The following is a 26114-nucleotide window of genomic DNA, read 5'->3' as shown; positions in this document are numbered from 1 at the left end:
TACCGGATGGTCAGTCGCGCGTCGCGGGGGCACGTGCCCGCGTCACCACGGCCTTCAGCGCGGACAGTCTCGCCAGCTCGGCGCTGCCAAGGGCCCGATCGAACACGGCCACGCCACCGATCCAGCCGGTGAAGCCGACACTCCGCGCACTGTGAATCACCCGGCCGATGGTGAACGGGCCACCGCTCCCATCGTCAGGCGGGGCGTAGAGCCCGTGCGGATACCACCAGGGATTGAGCCGAAGCCCCACCAGTTCGCGACTCGACTCGACGAGACGGCCGTCGGGGCCCCGCTGCACCGTGACCTCGACCTTCGTGTAGCGGTACTCGCGGCGTTCCACCTGCTCGGCGTCGCTGGACCGCAGCACGGTGGTCGCCAACACCTGGTCTTCTGGCGGGGAGTAGTACTGGTCCTTCGGAAATGTCGGGTCCTCCCCGGGCTGCAGGCCTGGGGTTCTGGCGAAGTGGCCCTGCATGTAGGCCTGCCAGGCCGATCCGATCAGACGATCTGCCCTGGGGCGCTCGAGCCAGCGGTCGCCCGCCACACCATCGAGCCAGCCGGTCAGCTCCTGGCGTCGGTGGTCGAAGGTCATGGCGAAGACCTGCCAGGCCTCGTCGAGGACCTCGGCCGGGGCATCGGCAGGCACGGCCGCTGATACTCCCGCCGAGTTGCTCTTGTGCAGGGCGTAGCGGTTGAGGAACGACGCGACGCCATTCTCGGACACGTGGCCGGTCGCGCTGCCTTCGACGTTCAGCCCGGCAAACAGCGCGTACTGCCGCTGTCCGCGCGCCATCGTCTGCACCGTGCGCGACTCGGCGTGGGCACGGTCGATCCCTTCGTGCCAGATGCCCGCCAGCGCGTGATTGCCACTCTCGCGGATGGCCCACACCACCACCGTCACGGAACGCCCCGGTCCCTTGATGTCGAGGGCCGAGTCGTGCAGCCGCGCCCTCGGCACGAAGAGCAGCGGACGGAAGTCCGGATCTGTCTCCTTGACGATGCGGATCGCATTGCCGAAGGGTCCGCGACCCAGTTGCGGGAAGTCGTCGTAGGTCGCGGTCCGTCCGCGCCCCCAGAAGTCCCTGATGTAGTTGCCCGCGTCGAGGGCGAAGTCGTTGGTCGCGCCCGCCGGGACGTGCGCGATGAACCGCCCGGCCGGCCCGGGCTCGCGCCTGACGAAGTCCCAGAAGGCGACGAGTCCCGGCGTGCCCGTGACGATGGCTGCCGGCGACGCCAGGTGCGACTGATCGGCGGGGTGTTCCATCAACGGCGGCAGCGACCGGTGACATCCGGTCGCACACACCGCCAGGCCAGACAGGACGACTGCTGCCCATCGTGTACGCATCGAGACTCCCGCGCCTTGCCGGCGACGATCGCGTCGCGCCGGATCGAACCGTGGTGCCATCACGCAGCGAAGCGCAGGTGCTCGCGATTGCGCCACTCCAGGACCGCGAGCCCACCCGCGGCACGCCTGCGAATGCCAGCTGTGTCAACTGATGACACACGTCGGAACGCTTCACCGGGGACGCCTGTCGCTGGTACGAATGACCTGCGCCGCCATCCAGAAGAACAGTCCGGCACAAATCGCATACGGAATCCTGCGCAGCCACAAGTTGGTCTCGATCAGGCGCTCGATGAGTTCGACCGATCGACCCTTGTTGCTGAGCTGCACTTGGATCGGCACCTGGATCGTGACCGTCGAGATCCACACGACGGCCTGCGCAGCCAGCGCCGCCCAGACGGCCCAGCCCGGAATGGCGGCGGGCCGTGCCCACAGCATCAGGATCGTGAACGCCGTGCCCAGCAGCAGTGGTGCCACCAGCAACGCCAGCACGCGCGGCGAGATGAACTGATGGTAGGCCAGGAACTCGTCAGCTCCGATCAGTCGCCAGCTCGGATAGTTCACGAAGCTCTCGATGATGGCGGCGCCCGTGCCGTAGAACACGAGCGCGAACGCCGTCAGGAAGATCCAGCGTGGTTCCTTGTGCCTGTCCTCGGTCACTGTCGCATCCGGTTCGATGTCGGCGTGCCCGCCATCTGCCCGGGCCCGCCCTTGAACTATGAATTCTGAATTCTGAACTCTGAATTGTTCCTTACGGGTTGGTCCCTCGCCCTTCCATCTTCTTCTTGTCCGCCTCGACCATCGCCTTGGCCTCCTTCATCAGCGTCGGCACGTGATACGGGATGCCGTTCTTGATGGTCCACTCGATGCCGCCGCCGCGCGTCATCCGGCCGTCCTTCATCACATCGACGCCGTAGGGGTTGAGCACGCGCAGGTTGTCGAGCGGGTTGCCGTTCACCACGAGCAGGTCGGCCAGATAGCCCTGGCGCACGCGTCCGAGCTTGTCGCCCATGCCGAGCAACGTGGCGCCGTTGACCGTGCCGTGCTTGATGACGTCGAGCGGGTGGAAGCCGGCCTCCTCGTGCAGTTCGAGTTCGCGCACCAGGCCGAAGCCATACAGCGAATGGATGAACCCGGCATCGTCGCCCGTCGTGATGACGCCGCCCTTGTTGCCGAACGACTTCAGCGCATCCATCCAGATGCGGTACTGCTGCTTCCAGCGGACCTCCATGGTGTTGGTCCAGCCGACGAAGTACGACCCGTGGTTGGCGAGGTTGGGCTCGAAGAAGGCCTGCAGCGCCGGGTGCAGGTACTCCCTGTACCAGGGCAGGTTCTGCGCCTTGATGACGTCGCGGCTCGCCTCGTAGATCGACATGGTGGGGCTCCACGCGACCTTCTTCGCCACCATCAGGTCGAGCACCTTGTCGAGCTTGACCGGATCGGCCTGGGCGTAGAGCTCGCCGGCCTTCGCGAACCGCAGCAGCTCGTTGCTGTAGTTCATCTCGGCCGGGAAGCGCTGCACGCCATGGAGCGCCGCGTCGGCGATGCCGTAGAAGTGCTCGATCGAGTCGACGCCGAGTTCGGCGAAGTCCTCGGCCGTGACCTCCTCGACGGCGATGTGCGTCGTCGTCTTCAGCCCCTGCGCCTTGGCCTCGGCCATCGTCGCTTCGAGCTGGTCGCGATCCATGCCGAAGATCTTCAGGCCGTCGGCGCCGCGGGCCTTGGCGTCGCGGACGTTGGCGCGGATCGCCTCGGCCGTGCCGTTGCCACGCGACACGACCCAGTAGACCTGCATGCGCGGCGCGATGATCTGGTCGGCGGCCGACTCGGCCTGCCACTGCTTGCTCTTGACGAAGTTGCCGCCGTTCTCGCGCGTCAGTGTCACGCCGTTGGCGAGATAGAGATTGCGCTCGTACTGGATCGGCATCGGGATGCCGGCCCGCTCCTCGTGCCAGTGCATGTGGGTGTCGACGAGCCCCGGCATGACGTACTTGCCGGCGGCGTCGATGACCGCGTCGGCTTCGACCGGGAGCGTCGGCGCGATGTTGGCGATGACCCCGTCCTGGACGAGGATGTCCATCGGCCCGTACGGTGGCTTGCCGTTGCCGTAGATGACCATCGCACGGCGGATCAGCAGCCGCGACGGCTTCTTCGCGTGGACGGCCGTGTCACGGCCCGTCTGGCGGACCTGCGCTGAAGGCACCAGCGCCGACGCGGCAAAGCACACGGTGAATGCGATCAGCGGCCAGGTGCGCCGGGTGAGCCATCCTCGAACCATCTCGTCGAGCCTCTCAGGAAACGACACGAATGCCCAGGCGTCGAAGTGGCGCCTGGCGCACGGGGCTGCGAAAGTGCAGCCAGACGCGCGACGGATCGTCGTCGCGCGTGATGCCTTCGATCTCCCAGGCCTCACGGGCCGGCGGGAAGACCACGTCCTCGATGACGCGCGCCTGCTCGAGGCGCACGGCCTGCACGGTGGCGGGCGCGCCGTCCCGCACGGTCGCGATGACGAGCGTGCTGTCCTGACGCGCGAGGTCCACATCGACCCAGGCCACTTCACGGGCCGACAGCCACACGAACGGCGACCGCCGATCGTGCAGTGGCTGCCGCGCCGGCGTCAGGCACGACCCGCCCCGCTCGATCGCCAGCGCATGACACAGCGCCAGCCGGTCGGGCAGGTACACGACCTGCCCGCGACACCTGTCGTCGGCGCTCGGACAGGCGCGGACGTTGGCCGACGGCGGAGCAGCCGCATCGTACACGGCATAGACCGTCTCGGTGTGCGGCCACACCGCGACCGTGCGGATGGCGTGCTCCTCGAAGGCCCAGAACCGACCGTCGGGCGAGGCCACCAGATCGTGGCCGGTGATCGCGTCGATGACCGCGCCCGCCGCCAGATCGACGACCAGCAGCCCGGACGCCTCCTGTTCGGGATCGAGGTGCAGCACCACGCGGCGGCCACCCGCCAGGAGCCGGACCGCGCCGATCGCGCGGGCGCGACGGCCCGTCACCGTGCCATCGAGGGGAATGTCTGTGGTCACGCCGGACCGGATCGCGCGCAGATGGCTGCCGAGCAGGCCATCGCCGGGGAGGGGTTGCACCAGCACGAGCGCCAGGCGGCCCTCGCGCAGCAGCTCGCGCGTCTGCACCGCCGGGACCGCGGCGCCGTCGCGGACGACCGGCGGACCCGGCGTCTGAGCGGCCGCGGGGACCGCCAGGGCCAGCGCCCAAACCAAAGCGCGAGCGGGGGCGTCCCACCAGAAGGCGTGTCGGCTCCGGGTCGCTGAAGGATTCTGTGGCACGGAGGCGGCGCCCAGTGTCGCGTCAGGCGGGCACGACGTCAAGAGACGACGCGCCCCTGCCGCCTTCCCGACCTTTGCTAGGCTTACATCCATGATCACCCGGCGTGAGCTGCTCCTCTCGGTCCCCGCGTCGATGGCCGGCGCCCGACTCCTGTACGCGCAGCAACCCACCTTCCGCGTCGGGGCGCAGAACGTGCCCGTCTACGTCACGGTGACCGACAGCAACAAGCGCCTGGTCCCGGGCCTCGAGCAGGCCGACTTCGAGATCTTCGACGAGAAGACCAAGGCGACCATCAACATCTTCGACAGCCAGATCCAGCCGGTGACCGTCGCGGTGATGCTCGACTCGAGCGGCAGCATGACGATGAACCTGGAACTGCTGAAGCAGGCGGCCGAGCAGTTCGTCATCCGGTTGCTGCCCGAGGATCGGGGGCGCATCGGCTACTTCAACGACAAGATCGCCTTCCTCAGCGACTTCAGCAACGACCGCGACATGCTGATCGCGTCGATCAAGGACATGCAGTTCGGCAACCCGACCCGCCTGTTCGACTCGCTGCTGTTCAGCCTCGACGAGCTCAAGCCCATCGAGGGCCGCAAGGTTATCCTGTCGTTCACCGACGGCGCCGACACGGCCAGCCGCGGCGGCATGGGTGAAGTGCTCCGCCGCGCCCGTGAAGAGGAAGTGATGATTTACGGGATCGGCCTGCAGTCCAACATGATGGGCATGCGGACCAGGCCCGACGGCGCCCTGCGCAAGCTGGCCGAGGAGACCGGCGGTGGCTACTTCGAGCTGAAGGACACCGATGAACTCGGGCCCACCTTCACCCGCGTCGCCCAGGAACTGCACAGCCAGTACCTGCTCGGCTTCGAGCCGAAGACCGACGGCAAGGTGCACAAGATCGAAGTGCGCGTCACTCGCCCCGGACTCACGGCGCGCGGTCGCCGAACGTATCAGGCCCCCAAGGGGTAGGAGGCAGGGGCGACACTGTCAAAGTTCAAAAAGGGCGAACAGGGCAAAAAGTGAAAGGACACAACCGAAGAATGAAGACAAACGCTTGAAGCGCGGAAGACCGAAAGCCCTTGGTGCTTCGCGCTTGCTGTCTTGAGCCGTCATCCTTTGTCGGTGTCGTTTTGCCCTGTTGGCCCTTTTTGCCCTTTTGACCTTTGACGCGAGCCTCGAGCGCGTCTACCGAGGCTCACCCATGGGTGCCTCGCTCAGGGCGACCGGCGCGTCGAACCGCACCCGCAACACGGTGCCGGCGTCGATCTTGACGTTGGTGCCGGGCAGCGCCAGCAGCGACCCGCCGCCGCCGATGAGGATGCCGACCGCCGCGCCCTGGAATCCCCCCAGGATGCCGCCGATGATGGCGCCCGCCGCGGCGCCGGTCGTCATCTTGCCGACCTCGCCCTTGACGCCCGGGCCTTCGAGCGCCTGCGTCACCGACGCCCGGATGCGATAGGTGCGGCCCGCCACGGTCATCTGGTCGAACGACAACGTCAGGCTGCCGCGGCGATCGATGCGGGAGGCCCGCTCGACGCCACTGACCACGCCGCGCAGCACCGACCCGGCCGGCACCAGCAGCGCATCGCCCTGATAGAGGTCGACCAGCGTGGTCGCCTCGAAGCGGTCCTCGACCTCGGCCGTCTGCGAACTGAGGGGGGTCTGCAGCCGGGCATCCAGTTCCTGCCCGACCGCGATGTCACCGGCACGCCCCGTGGGCGCGGACTCGCGGAGCGACGTGCCGGAGGCCTCGCGGTCCAGCGCCGTGATCCGGTCGCGCACGGCCGTGATCTCGGCGCGGGGCACGCCAGCCTCACGCCGCAGCCGCACCCGCAGGTACGCGACATCGTCGCGCACGAGGTCGAGGTCGCGCGACAGCATCGAGGCCCGGGCGGCGTCGGTCTGCGCCAGGCGCTCGATGCGCTGCTCGACCGCCACCAGTTGCGTCTGCAGGTCGTCGAGGTCCGTCTGGGTGCCCTGACCGGTCTGTGCCAGCGCCGCCACCGGCAACAGCAGGCCCAGCGCCACGGCTCGTACCACCCGCCCCACGTTCATCGTCATGCACGTCTCCTGGCGGCCGCGCGGTGGACGCGCGAGCCGCGAATCGATACCGCGTAACCGTCAGGCTACCCGAGTGTTGGACGTCGGCGCGCGTCGAGCGGACGTGGTGGTCGTGTCGATCAGCTGCCGCTGAGCAACCGACTCAGCCATTCGACACGCCTGAGGTCGTTGTAGATGACCGTCACCATCAGCAGCATCAGCACCGCGAAGCCGGCCATCAGCATGCGCTCCTTGACGTGCATGCTGAAGTCGCGGCGCGCCAGGCCCTCGATGGCGAGGATGGTGATGTGCCCGCCGTCCAGGATGGGGATCGGCAGCAGGTTGAGCAGTCCCAGGTTCAGGCTGACCATCGCCATGGTGCCGAACAGGGCGGCCCAGCCGATCGACGCCGCGCCGCCGGCCACCTCGGCGATGCCGAGCGGGCCCATCAACTGCTTGGGCGAGGTCTCGGCCGTGAAGAGCCCGGCGAGCATCTCGCCGATCATGGCGGTCCACTCCCAGTTCTGCTTCACGCTCATCCCGATCGCCTGGACGAAGCCGGGGGTGATCGTGACCGTCTCGAAGGGACTCAGGTTGATGCCGAGGCGGCCGACGCCGCCCTGGTCGCGAGGGGTCGCCTGCAGCTCGAGCGGAGCCCCGTTGCGCAGGATGCCCAGCGTGACCGGCTGCCCGGCCCGCTTGCTGATCTGCTCGATCATCTGCTGCAGCGTGAAGCCCGTGGTCTCCGCGCCGTTGAACGACACGATGACGTCCTTGACCTGCAGGCCGGCCTCGGCCGCGGCGCTGCCCGGCAGCACCTGCGCCACTTCCGGGTGAATCGACGGCGCGATGCCGAGGTCGCCGATTTCGTACTTGGTCTGCGCCTCGGGGACGATCGAGAACTGCTGCGACTGGCCGTCGCGACGCACCACGATGGGCACCTCGCGATTGGCCCGCGGCACGACGCGCATCTGCAGCCCCTGCCAGGTGGCGACGTCCTTGTCGGCAAAGGACACGATCAGGTCACCCGGCTTGATGCCGGCCTTCTCGGCCGGGGACCCAGGCAGGACCCGACCGACCACGGGCGCCTTCTGTTCGAAGGCCGGTTCGGTGGCGCCGTTCCAGATGACGAACGTCATCACGCCGACCGCCAGCAGCAGGTTCATCAGCGGTCCGGCGATGAGGATCTGGAACCGCTGCCACTTGGACTTCGAGAGGAATTCGTCCGACGACCCGGATCGGGGGTCGTCCGGCGTCTCGCCGGCCATCTTGACGTAGCCGCCGAGCGGAATCGCGCTGATGCAGTACTCGGTGCCCCCGCGCGTGATCTTCAGCAGCTTGGGGCCGAAGCCCAGGGAAAACGTCAGGACGCGCACGCCATTCCAGCGCGCGAGAAGGAAGTGCCCCAGTTCGTGCACGAACACGAGCACGCCCAGGACGAACAGAAACGCCCACAGATTGGTCACGCGATGATGCCTCGTCCTGCCGATTCTATCGTGCCGAGTCGGGCCGTCGCCTGACGACGAGCCCAGGCGTCCACCTCGCGGATGGCCGCGAGTGACGTGGTGTCGAGTCCCTGTCCGGAGGCGTCCGCGAGCACGTCGGCGACGGTCGCGGCAATGCCGGTGAACGGCACCAGCCCCTCCAGAAAGGACGCTACGGCAATCTCATTGGCCGCGTTCAATACGACGGGGGCCGCCCCACCCGCCCGCAAGGCCTCGTAGGCCAGCGCCAGGCACGGGAACCGCTCGAGGTCGGGCACCTCGAACCGCAGGTCGAGGCCGTGCTGCCAGTCGAGGCGGGGCACCGGGCTCTCCCAGCGGTCCGGCCACGTGAAGGCGTACTGGATCGGGAGCTTCATGTCGGTGACGCCGAGCTGCGCCAGCAGCGAGCCGTCCTCGAACTCCACCATCGAGTGGACCACGGATTGCGGGTGGATGACCACGTCGATGCGATCGGCCGACATCTCGAACAGCCAGCGGGCCTCGATGACCTCGAGGCCCTTGTTCATCATCGTGGCCGAGTCGATGGTGATCTTGCGCCCCATCTTCCAGGTGGGATGGCTGAGCGCGTCGGCGGCGGTGACGGTGGCCAGGCGCTCGGCGGGCGTGGTCCGGAACGGGCCGCCCGAGGCCGTCAGGACGAGCCGTCGGACGTGCGCACGCGGGTGTCCGGCCAGGCATTGGTGGATGGCGTTGTGTTCGCTGTCCACCGGCAGCACGTCCACGCCGTGGACACGCGCGGCGGCCATGACCAGCGCCCCGGCCATCACCAGGACTTCCTTGTTCGCGAGGGCGATGCGCTTGCCGGCCTGGATGGCCGCCAGGACGGCCTCGAGGGCCTCGGTGCCCGAACTGGCGCACAGCACGACGTCCACGTCGGGATGCGTCGCCACCTCCACCAGCCCCTCGCGTCCCCAGGTCCAGGTCTGCACGCCCTCACCGGCGGCCCTGTCGACGCCCGCGCGCACGCGACGCAGGCTGTCCTGCGTGGCCATGGCCACGGCCCGCGGCCGCACCTGCGCGATCTGGGCCTGCATCTTCTCGACGTTGGCGCCGGCGGCCAGCGCTACGACCTGCAGGCGTTCGGGATGCGCGGCCACGACCTCCAGCGCGCTCACCCCGATCGACCCGGTGCTGCCGAGTACGGCGATCCGCGTCATGCGCCGGGGCCCGTTCGCCACAACCACTGCAGCGCGACGTAGTAGAGCGGCATCGTGAACAGCAGCGCGTCGATGCGATCCAGCATGCCGCCGTGGCCGGGAATCAGATCCGACGAGTCCTTCACGTCCGCGCTGCGCTTGAGCATCGACTCGAACAGGTCGCCGGCGATGCCGACGATGGCCACGCCGACGCCGAGGACGGCGAGCCGCCACGTCGGGATGCCCGGCAGCCAGAGCTGCCCGAAGCCCGCCAGCACCGCAGCGCCGGCCACGAGGCCGCCGATCGCCCCTTCACGCGTCTTCTTCGGGCTCAGCGCCAGCGCCAGCGGCGCCCGGCCGAACGTCCGTCCGGTGTAGTACTGCGCCGTGTCGCTCCCGATCTGGGTCAGGAACAGCGTCAACAGGGCCGGGGCGCCGTAGGCCTCGCGCACCAGCGGCACCGTCGCGATCCCCATGCCCAGATAGGCCACCGGGAACAGCATCGACGCCGCGACGGCCACGGCCTGCTCGGGCACCCGTCCGCGCAGCACCAGGGCCCCGCCCGTCACCACGGCACTCACCAACAGGAAGTGCGTCGCCGGCAGGTGGAAGATCAGCACGCCGTACATCAGCACCGACAGCACGAACGACACGCCGGGCACGACGTCGAGGCCGCCACGCCGCACGAGGTTGTCGTACTCGCGCAGCGACAGCACCAGCGCGACGAAGGCGAAGATCTGCGTGCCCCACGGCGGCAGGCCCCAGAAGACGCCGACGACGAGGGCCAGCAGCACGAGGCCGCTGAGAACGCGGGTCACCGGCCTGCAGCCACCGGGGGACCGGGCACGGCGGCGATGCCGCCATAGCGCCGCTCGCGGCGCTGGTAGTCGAGGAGCGCCTCGAACAGGTGGGTGCGCCGGAAGTCGGGCCAGAGCGTGTCGGTGACGTAGATCTCGCTGTAGGCGATCTGCCACAGCAGGAAGTTGCTCACACGCATCTCGCCGGACGTCCGAATCAGGAGGTCGGGATCGGGCTGGCCTCTGGTGTACAGCAGACGGGCGAACCGGGCCTCGTCGATGTCTTCGGGACGCAGGCCCTGCGCGATGGCGTCGCGTACCGCATCGACGATCTCGGCGCGGCCCCCGTAGTTCAGCGCAATGGTCAGGACGGTGCCGGTGTTCCTGCTGGTCCGCTCCATCGCGACATGCAGTTCGTGCTGCACGTCCGCCGACAGATCCTGCGTCCGTCCGATGACCTCCAGCCGGATGTTGTTGGTCAGCAGGGTCTCGAGCTCGGACCGCAGGTAGCGCTTCAGCAGGGCCATCAGCGTCGCCACTTCCGACGCCGGGCGCTTCCAGTTCTCGACCGAGAACGCGTAGAGGGTGATGTACTTCAGGCCGAGCCGGGCCGAGGTCTCGATCACCTCGCGCACGGCGCGCGTGCCGGCACGGTGCCCCTCGACACGGGGCAGGTGCCGTTGACCGGCCCAGCGGCCATTGCCATCCATGATGATGGCCACGTGGGACGGCAGGCGGTCGACATCCAGTCTTCGGGCCAGATCGGCATCCGGAGAGCCTGGGGACAGCCAGCTCAGCAAGTCATCGAGCGCCATGGCCGGAGGACATTCTACTCTCCCCCGGGGGACGGGAACCGGGAAGCGGGAGTCGGGAGTCGGGAGTCGGGAGTCGGGAGTCGGGAGTCGGGAGTCGGGAGTCGGGAGTCGGGAGTCGGGAGTCGGGAGTCGGGAGTCGCCGTCGACCTCCGGGCGACGGCTACACGGCGTCGGGGTACTCGACGCGGACCAGGGTGAGACCGTGGGGCGGGGCGGTCGGACCCGCCGCCGCCCGCGGGGCACCGGTGAGCAGTCGCTCGAGGTCGTCCGGACGACGACGGCCGTAACCCACATCGAGGAGCGTGCCGGCAATCGCCCGCACCATGTGGCGCAGGAACCCGTCGCCCCGTAGCTCGAGCTCGACAACCCGTTCGTCCTCAGCCAGTTGCAGTCCCACATCCATCGTCGGACGAACGCCGAAATCGACGCCCGTCATCGTCCGCACCGTGCTCGTCACGGGGGTGCCGGTGGACTGGAACGCGGCGAAGTCGTGCGTGCCCTCCAGCCGGGCCGCGGCCAGGGCCATGGCCGTCAGGTCGAGCGGAGGCAGCACGGTCCAGTGGGTGCGCGCGAGCAGCGGATGGCCCAGCCGGCTCACCAGCCAGGCATACCGGTACGTCTTGGACACCGCCGAGAACCGCGCATGCACCTCGTCGGACACGAGCACGGCGCTGCGCACCCGGATGTCGGGTGGCAGGCGGGTATTCGTGGCGCGGACGACGACGTCGGGGGCGATGCCGTCGGGCAGGTCGACGTGCGCGGCCTGGCTGTCGGCGTGCACGCCGGCGTCGGTCCGCCCGGCCCCGGTCACCGTGACCGCGCCGCGGGCCAGGGGGGTCAGGGCCTGCTCGAGGGCGGCCTGCACGGACGGGCCGTTGTCCTGGCGCTGCCAGCCCGCGTAGGCGGTGCCGTCGTACGCCACCCGCAGGAGGACCCTCGGCACGCTACTTCTGGCCGGGCCGCGAGCCGGGCTTGATGGCCGGCACCCCGCGCAGGTGCTCGGGCAGGGCGTCGGGCGCGTAGGTCGGGAACTTCGCCTCGGCCAGCGATACGTACGGCAGGTCCATCTGATCGCCGCCCCCGCGGTTGATGATCGACGCGGCCGCCACCACCGTCGCGCCGGCATGCTGCGCGACCACCACCGTTTCGAGCGTGCTCTTGCCCGTGGTGACCACGTCCTCGACCACGAGCACGCGCTCGCCGGGATCGATGCGGAAGCCGCGCCGCAACGTCAGCGTGCCGTCGACGCGCTCGGCGAAGATGGCCCGCACGCCGAGCGCCCGCCCGACCTCGTGGCCAATGATCAGCCCACCCATCGCCGGCGACAGCACCACGTCCACGGTGTGACCGGCCGCCTTCACCTTCTCGCCGAGGGCGCGCCCGAGCGCCTCCGCGTCGGCGGGATGCTGCAGGATGAGCGCGCACTGCAGGTAGCCCGTGCTGTGGAGGCCCGAGGACAGGACGAAGTGGCCCTCGAGGAGAGCGCCACGCTGGCGGAACAGGGCAAGGACGGAGTCTGCGGTCATATCAGGGCTCAGGGCTCAGGGCTCGGGGCTCCAAGGGCTCGGCTTGAGGCTCAGGGCGCAGGGGCGGTGCTTCTGCGTTCGACGTTCTGCGTTACTTCAGGTGGTTTTCGAACAATTTGAGGATCCGCTTGTACTCGTCGGCCCAGCTGGTGGCTTCCTCGAAGCCGTGATCCTCGACGGGATACAGCGCGAGCTCCCAGTGCTCCTTGCGGAGCTCGATCAGCTTCTGGGCGAGGCGAATGGAGTCCTGCGCATGGACGTTGACGTCCACCAGGCCGTGGCAGATGAGCAGCGCGCCCTTCAGGCCGTCGGCGAAGTAGATCGGCGAGCTGCGCCGGTAGGCCTCCTGGTCGGCCTGCGGCAGGTTGAGGATGTTGGCCGTGTAGGGATGGTTGTAGTGGGCCCAGTCGGTCACCGGCCGCAGGGCCGCGCCGGCCGCGAAGACGTCCGGCGTCGTGAACATCGCCATCAGCGTGATGAATCCACCATAGCTGCCGCCGTACAGCCCGATTCGCTTCGGATCGACCTTCTGCGTCTTCGCGAGCCATGCCGCGCCATCGACGATGTCGTCGAGATCCTTGCCGCCCATGTGCCGGTAGATGGCGGTGCGCCAGTCGCGTCCGTAGCCGGCGCTGGCGCGGTAGTCGACGTCGAGCACGACGTACCCGCGCGCCGCGAGCAGGTGATGGAACATGTACTCGCGGTAGTACGACGACCAGTACTTGTGCGCATTCTGCAGGTAGCCCGCGCCATGCACGAACAGCACCGCGGGCCGCGAGGGATGGCGCTTCGCCCCGACCATCTCCGGCGTGTAGAGGCGCGCGTGCAGCGTCTTGCCGTCGCGCGACGGGAACGTGATGACCTGCGGGTCCAGCCAGCGGTGGGCGCGCCACTCCGCTGCCGGGCTCGTCGTCACGCGCGTCGCCGCAGACGCCCCACCGTAGGGCAACACGTAGACCTCGGGCGGGGCATTGCCGGTCGAGTGGACCATGCCGATGGTCTTGCCGTCGGGCGACACCTCCCCGAGATTGCCGCCGGTCATCGTCGTCAGCCGCGTGTGGGGCCCACCGTCGATGCCCACGGCATAGAGGTGGCGCTCGCCCGGATGGACCTCCGTGGTGGTCAGGAAGAAGGTGCGGCGGTCGGTCGACGAGGCGACGTCGGTGGTCTCCCAGTCGCCGGAGGTCAGGGCCGTGGGCTCACCGCCCGCATCGGCGTCGAGCGTGTAGAGGTGCATCCAGCCCGTGCGCTCGGACGTGAACCAGAAGCGGTGCGAGCCGGGCAACCAGCCATAGCTCGACGGTCCAGGGCCGAAGCCTTCCCGCACCCAGGCGTCGTCGTGCAGGTGGTCGAGCACCCTGGCCGTGCCCGTGGCCGGGTCGATCCGCACCAGCCAGCGGTCCTTGTTGTCGGAGGACCGGACGGACGCCAGCGCCACGGCGCCATCGTCGGACAGCACCGGCATGCTCCAGCGCAGTTCGCGCGGCGTCTTGTCGGTGCCACCGGCGTCGGGCAGCGTCACCCAGGTCGTCTTGCGCTGGCCGAGGTCCAGGATGGCCAGGCTCACCGTGGCCTGGGCATCGCCGACCTTGGTCCGGCCGGGCAGGTCACCGACGTAGCCGGACTCGGTGACGTAATCGGGCACATCGGCCGTCTTTGCCGACTCGGGACGCTCGGTGACCACCGCCCAGACGAACGCGCCCGACGGGTCGAGCTGCAGGTCACTGGCCGTCTGGCGGGCACGCAGTTCGAGTTTCGGCAGCGCGTCCTTGTCGCGGCGGGCCTCGTCGCGCTCGCGGCGGCGCTTCGCGTCGCGCACGTGCTCGAGGAGACTGGCCTCCTCGTCGGCCAGCGCGGTCTGGCTGGCAGTCTTCTTCGGATCGGGCGTCTTCGGGCCCGATTCGGCGATCTGCTGAATCCCGGCGCCCGACAGGGGGACCAGATACAGGCCGCCGTCGCGGACGAAGGTCACGTGCGATTCGTTGCGGGCCCAGCGTGGAGCGGACTCGCCGCCCGTCATCCGGGTGAGCTCGGTGCGGGTGCCAGCCACCGTGTCGATGAGGGCGATGTCGCCCCGGGCGGCGGTGAGCACCCGACGCCTCGCCTTGTCCCACTGCCCGGTCACCGGGGGCGCCAGGCGGCGCTCCTCGTCGGAGAGGCGGCGCAGGCCCGAGCCATCGGCGGCGACGACCCAGGTGGCCGACTCCTCCTCGTCGCGGTCCTGCCACTCGAAGTACAGGCGGGTGCCGTCACCCGACCAGCGCAGACCCGTGGGCGGATAGCCAACCAGGCGCGGCCCCCGCATGATGCTGTCGACGGTCAGCGGGAACTGGCTGGTCGCGGCGACGGCGGGCCGTGGCGCCGTGGCGGTCTGCGCCTCGAGGGTGGCCAGCATGGCGGTGCCAAGCAGGCCGGCGGCAAACAGGTGACGGAGGCGAAACTGGGTCATCGACGGGATGGGCGGGCGCGGACGTCCACGCGGAACGCATGGGCCGGCCGGAGCGTCCGGGAATTGTGCCAGATATACTGCGCGCCGAACCGTCGTCCCCGTGATTCCGTCTATTGGTTCGGCCGCACCCCCGGACCTCATCATTCCGTCCCGGCTCGGCGAGTTCGTGCAGTTCTCCCAGGAGATGGAGTTGACGTCCGTGATCCCATCGGTTTCCCCTCGTGTCCGGCGCGGCCTGCTGACGCTGGTGATGGCCTCCGCCGCGACCGCGGCCTCGGCGCAGACCGTGCCTCCCGCGCCCGCGCCCGCAGCCCCGCCGATCACGGTCTCCACCGAGCCGACGGCGCCCATCGGCCCCGTCCGCCGCATCTCGATCGACGACGCGGTGACGATGGCACTGCAGCAGAACGTGTCGCTGCAAGTGCAGAAGATGTCCCCGGGCATCTCGGAACTCGACATCGTCCAGGCCTACGGCAGCTGGCTGCCGGCCCTGACCGGGCAGCTCCGCTTCCAGAGCCTCGAGCAGCCGGTCGCCACGATTCTCCAGTCGGGTGCCGACAACTTCAAGCAGGACCAGTTCGTCGGCAACTTCGGCGTCGAGCAGTTCCTGCCCACCGGCGGCTCCTACTCGCTCGGGTACCAGGCGTCGCGGACCAAGAACAACAACCAGTTCGCCACCTTGAACCCGAATACGCAGGGCAACCTGACGTTCTCGTTCACGCAGCCGCTCCTCCAGAGCCGCGGCATCGACAACACCCGGCAGCAGATTCTGGTCAGCAAGAACAACCTCGCCGTCAGCGAGATGCAGTTCCGCAACACGGTGGTCAGCACCATCCGTGACGTCAAGAACGCCTACTGGGACCTCGTGGTCGCGCAGTCGGCGCTGGCCGTCCAGCGCCAGACGCTGGAGCTGTCGCGCCAGACCCTCGGCGACAACCGCAAGCGCGTCGAGGTCGGCACCATGGCCCCGATCGACATCGTCCAGGCCGAGGCGGAGGTGGCGGGCAACGAAGAGAACGTCATCATCGGCGAGCAGACGGTGGCCCAGGCGCAGGATCGCCTGCGCGCGCTGATCCTCGACCCGCGGACCGCGGAGTTCTGGACCACGACGTTCGAGCCGGCAGATCCGCCGTCGCTGGGGACCTCGCCCGTGGACGTGGACGCCGCGGTGCAGAAGGCCATCTCCGGTCGGCTCGACCTGCAGCAGGCCCGCAAGCAGCTCGAGAGCAACGACATCCGCCTGAGGTTCTTCAAGAACCAGGCCCTGCCCGAGATCACGGCCAACATCGATTACGGACTGGCCGGCATCGGGGGTACCGTCATCGACCGCCAGGGCGGCGGCCTCGAGCCCGGCCAGGGCATTCCGACGTCGTCCATCGGGTACTCCGAAGTACTGAGGGACGTGCTCGGCTTCTCCTTTCCGACATGGACGGCCAGCGTCAACTTCCGCTATCCGATCGGGCGCAACGCCAACCGGGTGAACGTCGAGCGGCAGCAGCTGCAGAACGATCAGAACCTGCTCCAGTTGCGTGACCTGGAGCGTCAGGTCGTCCAGCAGGTGCGCGATCTCGCCCGGCAGGTCAACACCAACCTGCGGCGCGTCTCGAGCACGCAGGCCGCTCGCGCCCTCGCCGAGCGCCGCCTCGAAGCCGAGCAGAAGAAGTTCGGCGTCGGCCTCTCGACGACGTTCAACGTGCTGCAGGCGCAGCGCGACCTGGCCGAGGCCCGCAACAACGAGCAGCGCGCCATCCTCGATTTCGAGAAGTCGCGCGTCGACTTCGAGGCCTCGCAGGAAGCGTCCATCTCGGGCGCCGGCGCCGGCAGCCTGACGCTGAATGGCGGCACCACGGGCACCGGCGCGGTCGGGACGACGACCGGGGCGGCCCGCACTGGCGCCGCAGGGGCCAACAACGGCGCCACCGGCGGCCAGCAGTTCCGGTAAGCGGCGGCATCGCGGCATTCCGGCATTCCAGCATTTCTTCTATGCTGTCCGGGTGCCGCCGATCTCGGTGATCCTCATCACGAAGAACGCAGCCGCGCACATCGAGTGCGCGCTGCGGTCCGTGGCGTGGGCCGACGAGCGGATCGTGGTGGACTGCGGCAGCGACGACGCCACCGTCGCCCTGGCGCACCCCCTCGCGACACGTGTCGAGACACACCCCTGGTCGGGCTACGGCGCCCAGAAGAACCACGCCGCCTCCCTCGCCACCCACGACTGGGTCCTCTCGCTCGACGCCGACGAAGCCATCACCGACGGCCTGCGCGACCAGATCGCCGCGCTGCCGCTGACGCCCGAGACGGCCGCCTTCCGGATGCCGCGCGTCACCTGGTATCTCGGGCGCTGGATCCGGACCACCGACTGGTATCCCGACCGCGCCGTCCGTCTGTACGACCGACGTCGGGCCCGCTGGGACGACCGTCCCGTCCACGAAGCGCTGCTCGTGGACGGCCCCATCGCGGACCTGTCCGGCGAGATCGAGCACCGGCCATATGCCGATGTCGCCGAGCATCTCGGGCGCATGAACCACTACACGACGCTGGCCGCCACGCAGATGCAGGCGCAGGGTCGGCAGGCGCGGGCGTGGCACCTGCTGGTGCACCCACCGGCGGCCTTCCTGCGCAACTACGTCGCCCGGGGCGGCGTCCGTGACGGCGTGCCCGGCTTGATCGTGTCGCTGCTGGGCGCGGTGTACGTGTTGCAGAAGTACGTCAAGCTCTGGGAGCGACAACGCCAGGCGTCCTGAACGCCCCCGCACGATGCCCATCCGCACGATTCACATCGACACCGCGCGCACCTGGCGTGGCGGCCAGAACCAGGCGCTGCTCACGGTCAAGGGCCTGCGTGCCCTTGGCCATCCGACGATGCTGGTGGCGCATCCGGACGGGGAGCTGCGACGACGGGCGCCGCAGGATCCCGATCTGGTGCCGCTCGCGCCGCGGTTCGAGATCGACTTCCACGCCGCGTGGAAGCTGGCGCGCATCATTCGCGCCTTCAATCCCGCCATCCTGCACGCGCACGACCCGCATGGCGTCGCGCTGGCCGCGCTGGCCCTCGGGTTCCGGATGCCGTGGCCGCCCCCGCTGCTGGTGGCATCGCGGCGGGTGGACTTCCGGCTGGCCGGCAACACGCTGTCGCGGGCCAAGTACAAGCAGGTCGATCGTTTCATCTGTGCCTCGTCGGCCATCGGGCGCATCCTGGCGGCCGACGGCATCGATGCGGCGCGCATCGTCACGGTGCACGAAGGTGTCGACCTGCAGCACGTGGCCGACGCCCCGCCGGTGTCGATGCACGAGACGTTCTGGCTGCCGCATGGCGCACCGGTCGTGCTCAACGTGGCCGCGCTGGTCCCGCACAAGGGCCAGCGGCACCTGATCGATGCCTTTGCCGAGGTCGTCCGGGTGGTGCCCGATGCCCGGCTGGTGATTCTCGGGCAGGGCGAACTGCACGACAGCCTGGCGAAGCAGATTCATCACCTCTCGCTCGACAAGCACGTGATGCTGCCGGGCTTCCGCACCGACGTCCTCTCGCTGATGAAGACGGCCGACATCTTCGTCATGAGTTCGGTGATGGAGGGCCTGGGCACGTCCCTGCTCGACGCGATGGCCTGCGCCCGGCCCATCGTCGCGACCGACACCGGCGGCATCCCCGAAGTGGTCGTGCACGAAGAGACGGGGCTGCTGGTGCCGCCTCGCGATGCCGACCAGCTCGCCGACGCGCTGGTCACGTTGCTGAAGGACGAGACGCGGGCTCGCCAGTACGGTGCCGCGGGATACGAGCGGGTGCACCACACCTTCAGCGTCGAACACATGGTGAACCAGACCGTGTCGGTCTACCGGGACGTCATCACGACGCGCTGATCAGGACGACCGACGTGCCCGAGCTGCCGGATCTCTCGCTGTACGTGCAGGCGATTGGCGCACGCTGCGTCGGTCATCCCCTCGTCCGTGTCCGCCTGGCCAGCCCATTCCTGCTGCGCACCGTGGACCCACCGCTCGACGCGTTCGAGGGCCTGCCGCTCCGCGACGTGCACCTGCTCGGCAAGCGCCTCGTCTTCACCTTCCCCGAGTCGCTCTACCTCGTGCTGCACCTGATGATTGCCGGGCGCCTGCACTGGAAGGCCGCCGGCGCCAAGGTACCGGGCAAGATTGGGCTGGCGGCGTTCGACTTCGACGACGGGGCACTCACCCTGACCGAGGCCGGATCGAAGCGGCGCGCGTCGTTGCATGCGGTCCGCGGCGCCGAGGCGCTGGCGGCCATGGACCCCGGCGGCCTCGACGTGCTACGCGCCGACCTCGGCACGTTCCAGGCGGCGCTCACCCGCGAGCGGCACACGCTGAAGCGCGCACTGACCGACCCCCGGCTCTTCAGCGGCATCGGCAACGCCTACTCCGACGAGATCCTGCACGCCGCGCAGTTGTCGCCCATGCGCCAGACCCATCAGCTGGACGCCGACGACATCGCGCGGCTGCACGCCGCCACGCAGGAGACCCTGCAGCTGTGGATCACGCGGTTGCGCGAGCGGCTCGGCGAGGCCTTTCCCGAGAAGGTGACGGCGTTCGTCGAGGGCATGGCCGCGCACGGCCGGTACGGTCACCCGTGCCCGCGATGCGGCACGCCCATCCAGCGGCTGGTCTACGCGACCAACGAGGCGAACTACTGCCCGACCTGCCAGACCGGCGGCAAGCTCCTCGCCGACCGCGCGCTGTCGCGCCTGCTGCGCGAGGACTGGCCGCGCTCGCTCGACGAGCTCGAGGAGCACAAGGTGGTACGGATGATCAAGGCACAAGGGACGAGCGAGCAGTCACAAGGGCGGCCAGGAACACGGGACACGAAACCGTAGCGACAAGTGACAAAAGATCCCCGGCGACGGTTGCGGCCTCTGCAGCCCCTTGTGTCTGTCCCTTGCGTCCCTTGTCCCCGTCCCTTGTCTCCCTTGTGACTCTTCTCCTTGTCACGCGTCCCTTGTTCTGATCGGTCGACAGAACGCGGCGAGCGGGCAATGCGCGTTGCCGACGCGCTTCCCCCACCCGCACGCGCCCATCATGCTCATGTGGCAGAGCGAGAAGTCGTAGCGCACCGGGTCGTCGGGGTCGACGCGACGCAGCGTGGCCGTGATGTCGGCGGCCATGCGCCAGCCCGGGCTCGTGTAGCGGGTGAGCCGCAGGCAGCGGCCGACGCGGATCGTGTGCGTATCGAGCGGGATGACGAGGCGTGACCGCGAGACGCTCGACCACCCACCGGGGTCGACCGCATCCTGGCGGACCATCCACCGCGCGAAGAGATTGAGGCGCTTGCAGGCACTGCCGAGCGACGGCCGCGGGAAGAAGTAGTGCACGCCGAGCCGGCCTCGCGGCACACCACCGTAGGCCTCGCGCACGTCCACCGCGCAGGCCGCGGCGCAGAAGGCCTCGAGGCCGGTCGACACGTCAGCACTCGACGGGTCGTCACCGGCGACGAAGGCCCCCTCGAGGGACCCGTATCGGGCACGGAGATCGCGCAGCACGACGAGCAGCGCCACGAGATCGTCGCCCCGCGTCCAGCGGTGGACCACGGGCGCGAGGGCTTCACGCGCCTGTCGGATGTCGAGGGACTCGAGATACGCCGCCGGGTGCGGTCCAAGCAGGGACAGCACGCGCTCGACGCTGGCCAGGACGCTGGCGAGCCGTCCGAAGGCGAGTCCCGAGGCGATCGAGGCCACCACTTCGCGATCGCGCGGGTCGTCGTACCGCCAGACGAACTGCACCGGATCGGCCGCCGAGTCCGGCACGTTGTAGCCGTCGTGCAGGCGATCGAGTTCGACGCGGAATCGGGCCAGGGCTGGAGCCGTGAGCCGCAGCAGCGGTGCCTGGCGGCGAGGCGGGGCGGGAGGCATGGGGCGCGAACGTGGGCAGAGCCTCGGGAAGGCGTCCGTCCGCTCAGAACCGCGTCATCGGCACACCTGTCGCGCACAGCGGACAGGTGGTCGAGGTGTAGATGTCGCGCGCGTCGTACTCGAGCAGGGCCACGTTGGGCACGTCGAGCTGGACGACGGCGGCCATCCGGTCGTAGATCTGCGCCGTGGCGATGACCTCGCCGCCGGCCTTGCGCACCAGCTCGGCGCAGTGCGCGAACGTCTTGCCCGTGTTGCGCACATCGTCGGCCAGCAGCACCTTCTTGCCGGCGAGGACGGCGCGATAGGTCGACCGCAGGCGCAGGCCTTCCTCAGCGTCGAAGTGCACCGGCGCGAACACGCACGGCGGATGCTCCAGGCTGCGGCGCCCGTCGAGCAGGCCGGCGATCGTGTGCGCGAGCAGCGCCCCACCCGTGGCTGGCCCAACCACGGCCTGCACCTGCAGCGACACCTCGTAGGGCAGGACGTCGAGCAGATCCTGGGCGAGCTGCCAGATGGTAGCCGGCTGGCAGAACAGCATGTGCGGGTTGAGGTACGTCCGCCCGTGGTAGCCGTTGCCGAAGTCGAAATGGCCGTCGAGGAGGACGTTGGCGCCCTGCAGGATGCGCTGGGCGCGCTTGCGGACGTCCTCGATGCGCTTGGTCATGACTGATGGGTCCTCGAGGCGATCACTGGACGGACGCCGATGGCCACGCGCCAAGTCCGTCGACGGCGAGATTGCGATACACCAGCCGTCCGTCGACGATGGTGGCGGCGACGCCGCCGCGCAGCTGCCAGCCCTCGAAGGGCATGTTCTTCGACAGCGAGTGCTGCGACGACGCCTGGATCGTGACCGGCAGGTCCGGGGCCAGCACGGTGATGTCGGCGGGCGCCCCTTCGCTGAGCGCGCCGCCCGTGACCTTGAGGATGCGCGCCGGATTGACCGACAGCAACTCCACCATCCGCGTCAGGTCGATGTGTCCGGCGTGGACGAGCCGATCGAAGGTCAGCGACACGCAGGTCTCGAGGCCGGTGATGCCGAACGGCGCCTGATCGTAGGACAGCGCCTTCTCGTCGGCATGATGCGGCGCATGGTCGGTCGCGATGACGTCCACGCTGCCGTCGGCCAGTCCCGCGATCAGGGCGTCGACGTCGGCCTGCGGTCGCAGGGGCGGATTCATCTTGGTGTTGGTGTCGTAGCCGCGCAGGGCCTCGTCGGTGAGGACGAAGTGATGCGGCGCGACCTCGCAGGTCACGGCGATGCCGCGCGCCTTGCCGGCCCGCACCGCCCGCAGCGAGCCGGCGGTACTCAGGTGCGCCACGTGAAACGGCACGCGCGTCAGCCCCGCCAGCGTGATGTCGCGCTCGATCCACAGCTCCTCGGCCTCGCCGGGGATACCGCGCAGGCCGAGCTCCGAGGCCACCGCGCCCTCGTGCACCACCCCGTCACCCTTGAGCGTCGGGTCTTCGCAGTGGTCGATGACCAGCACGTCGAGCATGCCCGCGTACTCGAGCACCCGGCGCATCAGCAGCGCCGTCTTGACCGGATGCCCATCGTCGGACACGGCGACGCAGCCGGCGGCCTTCAGTTCGCCGATCTCGGCCAGTTGCTCGCCCTTCGACCCGACGGAGGCGGCGCCGATCGGATAGACGCGCGCCAGGCGTGCCGCGTCGGCCTTGTCGCGGATGTAGCGCGTGACGGCGGCGCTGTCGTTGATCGGCGACGTGTTGGGCATGCAGGCGACGGCGGTGAAGCCACCGGCCACGGCCGCCGCGACGCCGCTGGCGACCGTCTCCTTGTGCTCCTGGCCGGGCTCGCGCAGGTGCACGTGCATGTCGATGAGGCCGGGGGTCACCACGCACCCCGCCGGGACGTCGAGCACCTCGGCGCCCTCGGGGATCGGCAGGTCCTGGCCGACGCGGGCAATCACGCCGTCGCGCACCTCGATGTCGAAGATCCCGTCGCGACCGTTGGCCGGATCCACCACGCGGCCGTTCCTGAGGATGTAGGTCATGGCTTGCATCATTCCTCGTTGCCCCCGCCGAGCAGGTAGAGCACGGCCATGCGAACCGCGACCCCGTTGGCGACCTGCTCGAGGATCACAGCCTGCGGCCCGTCGGCCACCTCGGAGGCAATCTCGACGCCGCGGTTCATCGGGCCCGGATGCATGACGATGGCGTCCGGCTTCGCCAGGCCCATCCGCTCCCCGGTGAGCCCGAACAGCGTGAAGTACTCGCGCAGCGACGGGAAGTAGTTGTTCTGCATCCGCTCGAGCTGGATGCGCAGCATCATCACCACGTCGGCGCCGTCGAGGGCCTCCTCGATCGTGCGGCACGGCGTGGCCCCGAGGGCCTCGATGCCCACCGGCACGAGCGGCCGCGGCGCGGCCACGCGCACCGTCGCGCCCATCTTGCGCAGCAGCAGCAGGTTGGACCGCAGCACCCGGCTGTGCAGCAGGTCGCCGACGATGGCCACCTGCAGGCCCTCGAGCCGGCCCTTGTGACTGCGCATCGTGTAGGCATCGAGCAGGGCCTGCGTCGGATGCTCGTGCAGGCCGTCCCCGGCGTTGACGATGCGCGATCGGCAGTGGCGCGCCAGTTGGTGGCAGGCACCCGAGGAGGCATGGCGCACCACCAGCATGTCCGGGGCCATCGCCTCGATGTTGCTCACCGTGTCGAGCAGCGTCTCACCCTTGACCACGCTCGACGTCGACACTGCGAGATTCAGCGTGTCGGCACTGAGCCGCTTCTCGGCGATCTCGAACGACGTGCGCGTCCGCGTGCTGGGCTCGAAGAAGAGGTTGACGATGGTGCGGCCGCGCAGGGCCGGGACCTTCTTGATCGGCCGCTCGCCCACCTCGCGCATCGCGTCGGCGGTGTCGAGGATGAGCGTGATCTCGTCGGGCGCGAGATCACTGATGCCGAGCAGGTGACGTCCGCGCAGGCCGGTGACCGGAGCTGGCGTACTCATGCGCCCTCCTCCAGCACCACTTCGTCGCGGCCGTCGATCTCCACCAGGCGGACCTGCACGCTCTGGTCGTGCGAGGTCGGCAGGTTCTTGCCGACGTAGTCGGCCTTGATGGGCAGTTCGCGGTGTCCGCGATCGACGAGGACGATCAGCTGGATGCTCTTGGGCCGGCCGTAGTCGATGATGGCGTCGAGGGCGGCGCGAATCGTCCGCCCGGTGTAGAGCACGTCATCCACCAGCAGGATGCGTCGTCCTTCGACCGAGAAGCGGATGTCGGTGCTCCGCACGACGGGCTGCGGCCCCACCGGGTGCCGCATGTAGTCATCGCGGTAGAGCGTGATGTCGAGCGACCCGACAGGCATGGTCACGTCGCCGGCCGTCTTGAGGATGGCCGCGATGCGTTCGGCGATCACCACGCCGCGCGTGCGGATGCCGACCAGCGCGACGTCGCCGAGGCTGCGATTGCGCTCGAGGATCTCGTGGGCGATGCGGGCCAGGGATCGCTCGATGCGCGAGGCGTCCATCACCTGGGGCATCGCACCCTCCCGGAGACGGGCCTGGCCGGCACCAGAGCTGGCGCGGCGACGACGAACACTCGACAGGGGAGCGCCGCGCGGTGGCGCGGAAGACGGGACTGGGGCATGGCGTGACCTCTTTGCGGACTCACGGGACCGCGCTTAAAGAGCCGGCGACAGGATACAGGAATTCAGGCGGGCTTCGCTGACATTCAGAATTCGAAATGAAGCGCGGGGCCAACACCGCTTGGCTCGCCGTCGAGCCAATTCAGAATTCAAGAGTTCAGAATGAAGCGCGAGGCCAACACCGCCTGGCTCCCGCAGCACACTCAAGCTGCTCGGTCCAGGCGGCCGGGTCGAGCCCGATGCGATCCAGAATGTCCTTGAGCCTGGCCGGAATTTTTCCGAGGTTCGCCCCGATGGCGGTGTACGCCCCGCACTGCATTCTTCATGTTGAATGTCAGCGAAGCCCGCCTGAATTGCTCGCAGTTCACCCCAATGGCGGTGTTCGCCCCGCACTACATTCTTCATTTTGAATGTCAGCGAAGCCCGCCTCAATTCCTCGCAGTTCGCCCCAATGGCGGTGTTCGCCCCGCACTGCATTCTTCATTTTGAATGTCAGCGAAGCCCGCCTGAATTGCTCGCAGTTCGCCCCGGTGGCGGTGTACGCCCCGCACTACATTCTTCATTCTGAATGTCAGCGAAGCCCGCCTGAATTGCTCGCAGGTCGCCCCGATGGCGGTGTACGCCCCGCACTACATTCTTCATTCTGAATGTCGCCGAAGCCCGCCTCAATTCCTCGCAGCTCGCCCCAATGGCGGTGTTCGCCCCGCACTACATTCTGAATTCTGAATGTCAGCGAAGCGAGCCTGAATTACTCGTAGCTCCGAATGAAGCTCACCGGACGCTCCGCCGTCAGCGTCGCCACGAAGAGATCGGTGCGCGCGTAGCCATCCATGTCCCGCGCCACCGGGAGGCCGAGGTAGTACAGCACCGTGGGCAGCACGTCCACGATCGCCCCGACCGTCTTGCGCCCGGGAACGACGTGGCGCCCATAGGCGAGCATGAAGCCGTCGGACCGGCTCGCCTCGGCGGCCAGGCCGGCATCGTCCACCAGCCGATCGCGCAGGCGTTCGACCGGGCTCGGCGACTCCAGACGGTACCCGGAGACCACCAGCAACAGGTCGTCGGGGGCCAGCCGGGCGAGCACCAACCCGACCTCCGCGTCCACGAAGTCGTAGATCTCGTCGAGTGGACGACGACCCGAGCGTCCTGACCGGAGCGACAGGGTGTCCGTGCGTCCCGCCGACAGCGCTGCGTAGCGGATGGTGGCCACCTGGACGTTGGACCGCCGCAGCGCCTCGTCGAAACGCTCCCGCAACGCCCGATCCGCGGCGACCGGGTCGGTGTCGCGGCGACGTTCCGCGATCACCTCGCCGACCCGCCCGGCCTCCAGCGACGCCAGCGGCCATCCCGCCGTCACCGCCGGCATCCCTGACCGGTCGAGGATCGCCCACAGGGGCGCGCCACGCAGCGCGTCCCGACGCAGCGGCTCCGGTCGCAGCAGTCCCGTGAGCACCAGGAGGTCCGCGAACACATAGCGCGGCAGCAGATCGATCTCCGCCCACCCGCCCCGGTAGCGCTGTTCGGCCCGGACGTTGGTGCCCGGCGGATACCGTCCGGTGGCCACCGACGCCCAGATGGGTGCAGGACGACGCGGCTCGATGGAGAACAGCGTGAGCGAGGCGCCGCCATCGAGCAGGCGCCCGAAGTTGGGCAACCGGCCCTGCGCCGCCGCTGGCGAGACGTAATCGAGCGAGGCCCCATCGAGCAGCACGACCCAGACCC

General features: G+C 69.0%; 23 protein-coding genes. 5 read left to right on the top strand and 18 right to left on the bottom strand.

Features of this window, described 5'->3' with window-relative positions; translation table 11 throughout:
• Positions 1 to 10: 10 nt before the first annotated feature.
• From Q0C41_RS10640 to Q0C41_RS10625, 4 genes are all read right to left on the bottom strand, one after another.
• A complete protein-coding gene (locus tag Q0C41_RS10640; protein ID WP_291983573.1) occupies positions 11 to 1345 on the bottom strand; it encodes a hypothetical protein in 1335 nt (444 codons plus the stop codon).
• Between the two features lie 171 nt (positions 1346 to 1516).
• Complete coding sequence (locus Q0C41_RS10635) at positions 1517 to 2002, bottom strand: hypothetical protein (protein WP_291983571.1); 486 nt, start codon at positions 2000 to 2002, stop codon at positions 1517 to 1519.
• 91 nt (positions 2003 to 2093) lie between these two features.
• Complete coding sequence (locus tag Q0C41_RS10630) at positions 2094 to 3620, bottom strand: amidohydrolase family protein (protein ID WP_291983569.1); 1527 nt, start codon at positions 3618 to 3620, stop codon at positions 2094 to 2096.
• A 13-nt stretch (positions 3621 to 3633) separates the two neighbouring features.
• A complete protein-coding gene (locus Q0C41_RS10625) occupies positions 3634 to 4578 on the bottom strand; it encodes a hypothetical protein (protein ID WP_291983568.1) in 945 nt (314 codons plus the stop codon).
• Between the two features lie 157 nt (positions 4579 to 4735).
• Between Q0C41_RS10625 and Q0C41_RS10620 the strand changes: the two genes are divergently transcribed.
• Positions 4736 to 5614, top strand: a complete 879-nt coding sequence (locus tag Q0C41_RS10620) for a VWA domain-containing protein (protein ID WP_291983566.1) — start codon at positions 4736 to 4738, stop codon at positions 5612 to 5614.
• A gap of 216 nt (positions 5615 to 5830) precedes the next feature.
• Here the strand turns inward: Q0C41_RS10620 and Q0C41_RS10615 are convergent, their stop codons facing one another.
• The 8 genes from Q0C41_RS10615 to Q0C41_RS10580 form a co-directional block, all read right to left on the bottom strand.
• On the bottom strand, positions 5831 to 6706 hold the full coding sequence (locus Q0C41_RS10615; protein WP_291983564.1) for a hypothetical protein: 876 nt from the start codon (positions 6704 to 6706) through the stop codon (positions 5831 to 5833).
• A gap of 119 nt (positions 6707 to 6825) precedes the next feature.
• Positions 6826 to 8151 carry an RIP metalloprotease RseP gene (gene rseP / locus Q0C41_RS10610; RefSeq protein ID WP_291983562.1) on the bottom strand — a complete coding sequence of 442 codons (1326 nt, stop codon included), beginning with the start codon at positions 8149 to 8151 and terminating at the stop codon, positions 6826 to 6828.
• A complete protein-coding gene (locus tag Q0C41_RS10605; protein WP_291983560.1) occupies positions 8148 to 9347 on the bottom strand; it encodes a 1-deoxy-D-xylulose-5-phosphate reductoisomerase in 1200 nt (399 codons plus the stop codon). Before Q0C41_RS10605 ends, rseP begins: the two co-directional genes overlap by 4 nt.
• Positions 9344 to 10144: a phosphatidate cytidylyltransferase gene (locus Q0C41_RS10600; protein ID WP_291983559.1), complete on the bottom strand. Its 801-nt coding sequence runs from the start codon at positions 10142 to 10144 to the stop codon at positions 9344 to 9346. The genes Q0C41_RS10605 and Q0C41_RS10600 overlap by 4 nt, the downstream gene beginning before the upstream one ends.
• Positions 10141 to 10938, bottom strand: coding sequence for an isoprenyl transferase (locus tag Q0C41_RS10595; protein ID WP_291983557.1), 798 nt, complete (start codon positions 10936 to 10938; stop codon positions 10141 to 10143). The genes Q0C41_RS10600 and Q0C41_RS10595 overlap by 4 nt, the downstream gene beginning before the upstream one ends.
• Positions 10939 to 11098: 160 nt before the next feature.
• Entirely contained in the window at positions 11099 to 11881 is a 783-nt protein-coding gene (gene truA, locus Q0C41_RS10590) for a tRNA pseudouridine(38-40) synthase TruA (protein ID WP_291983556.1), read from the bottom strand.
• A gap of 1 nt (position 11882) precedes the next feature.
• Positions 11883 to 12464 (bottom strand): orotate phosphoribosyltransferase, encoded by a 582-nt coding sequence (gene pyrE, locus Q0C41_RS10585; protein WP_291983555.1) that lies wholly within the window; start codon positions 12462 to 12464, stop codon positions 11883 to 11885.
• 91 nt (positions 12465 to 12555) lie between these two features.
• The gene (locus Q0C41_RS10580; protein ID WP_291983553.1) at positions 12556 to 14913 is read right to left on the bottom strand and encodes a prolyl oligopeptidase family serine peptidase; all 2358 of its coding nucleotides are present in this window, start codon (positions 14911 to 14913) and stop codon (positions 12556 to 12558) included.
• Positions 14914 to 15013: 100 nt separating this feature from the next.
• Here Q0C41_RS10580 and Q0C41_RS10575 point away from each other — a divergent pair, with 100 nt between their 5' ends.
• The 4 genes from Q0C41_RS10575 to Q0C41_RS10560 are packed head-to-tail and all read left to right on the top strand — an operon-like array spanning position 15014 to position 19754.
• Positions 15014 to 16855, top strand: a complete 1842-nt coding sequence (locus Q0C41_RS10575) for a TolC family protein (protein WP_291983551.1) — start codon at positions 15014 to 15016, stop codon at positions 16853 to 16855.
• Between the two features lie 52 nt (positions 16856 to 16907).
• Positions 16908 to 17657: a glycosyltransferase family 2 protein gene (locus Q0C41_RS10570; RefSeq protein ID WP_291983550.1), complete on the top strand. Its 750-nt coding sequence runs from the start codon at positions 16908 to 16910 to the stop codon at positions 17655 to 17657.
• A 13-nt stretch (positions 17658 to 17670) separates the two neighbouring features.
• Positions 17671 to 18771 (top strand): glycosyltransferase, encoded by a 1101-nt coding sequence (locus tag Q0C41_RS10565; RefSeq protein WP_291983548.1) that lies wholly within the window; start codon positions 17671 to 17673, stop codon positions 18769 to 18771.
• Between the two features lie 14 nt (positions 18772 to 18785).
• The gene (locus Q0C41_RS10560; protein ID WP_291983546.1) at positions 18786 to 19754 is read left to right on the top strand and encodes a DNA-formamidopyrimidine glycosylase family protein; all 969 of its coding nucleotides are present in this window, start codon (positions 18786 to 18788) and stop codon (positions 19752 to 19754) included.
• Positions 19755 to 19865: 111 nt separating this feature from the next.
• On the opposite strand, the gene Q0C41_RS10555 is transcribed toward Q0C41_RS10560, so the two are convergent.
• The 6 genes from Q0C41_RS10555 to Q0C41_RS10530 form a co-directional block, all read right to left on the bottom strand.
• On the bottom strand, positions 19866 to 20786 hold the full coding sequence (locus tag Q0C41_RS10555) for a TIGR02757 family protein (protein WP_291983544.1): 921 nt from the start codon (positions 20784 to 20786) through the stop codon (positions 19866 to 19868).
• Positions 20787 to 20829: 43 nt separating this feature from the next.
• Positions 20830 to 21450, bottom strand: coding sequence for a phosphoribosyltransferase family protein (locus tag Q0C41_RS10550; protein ID WP_291983542.1), 621 nt, complete (start codon positions 21448 to 21450; stop codon positions 20830 to 20832).
• A gap of 22 nt (positions 21451 to 21472) precedes the next feature.
• On the bottom strand, positions 21473 to 22798 hold the full coding sequence (locus Q0C41_RS10545; RefSeq protein ID WP_291983540.1) for a dihydroorotase: 1326 nt from the start codon (positions 22796 to 22798) through the stop codon (positions 21473 to 21475).
• Between the two features lie 8 nt (positions 22799 to 22806).
• Positions 22807 to 23754, bottom strand: a complete 948-nt coding sequence (locus Q0C41_RS10540; RefSeq protein ID WP_291983538.1) for an aspartate carbamoyltransferase catalytic subunit — start codon at positions 23752 to 23754, stop codon at positions 22807 to 22809.
• Positions 23751 to 24287 carry a bifunctional pyr operon transcriptional regulator/uracil phosphoribosyltransferase PyrR gene (gene pyrR, locus Q0C41_RS10535; RefSeq protein ID WP_291983536.1) on the bottom strand — a complete coding sequence of 179 codons (537 nt, stop codon included), beginning with the start codon at positions 24285 to 24287 and terminating at the stop codon, positions 23751 to 23753. Before pyrR ends, Q0C41_RS10540 begins: the two co-directional genes overlap by 4 nt.
• Before the next feature lie 853 nt (positions 24288 to 25140).
• Positions 25141 to 26114, bottom strand: a 974-nt coding sequence (locus tag Q0C41_RS10530) for an alkaline phosphatase family protein (protein WP_291983534.1), incomplete at its 5' end; no start/stop codon positions are given.

The organism is Luteitalea sp. (assembly GCF_022842525.1).
Taxonomy (GTDB): Bacteria; Acidobacteriota; Vicinamibacteria; order Vicinamibacterales; family Vicinamibacteraceae; genus Luteitalea.
This window is presented reverse-complemented; position numbering and strand designations above follow the sequence as displayed.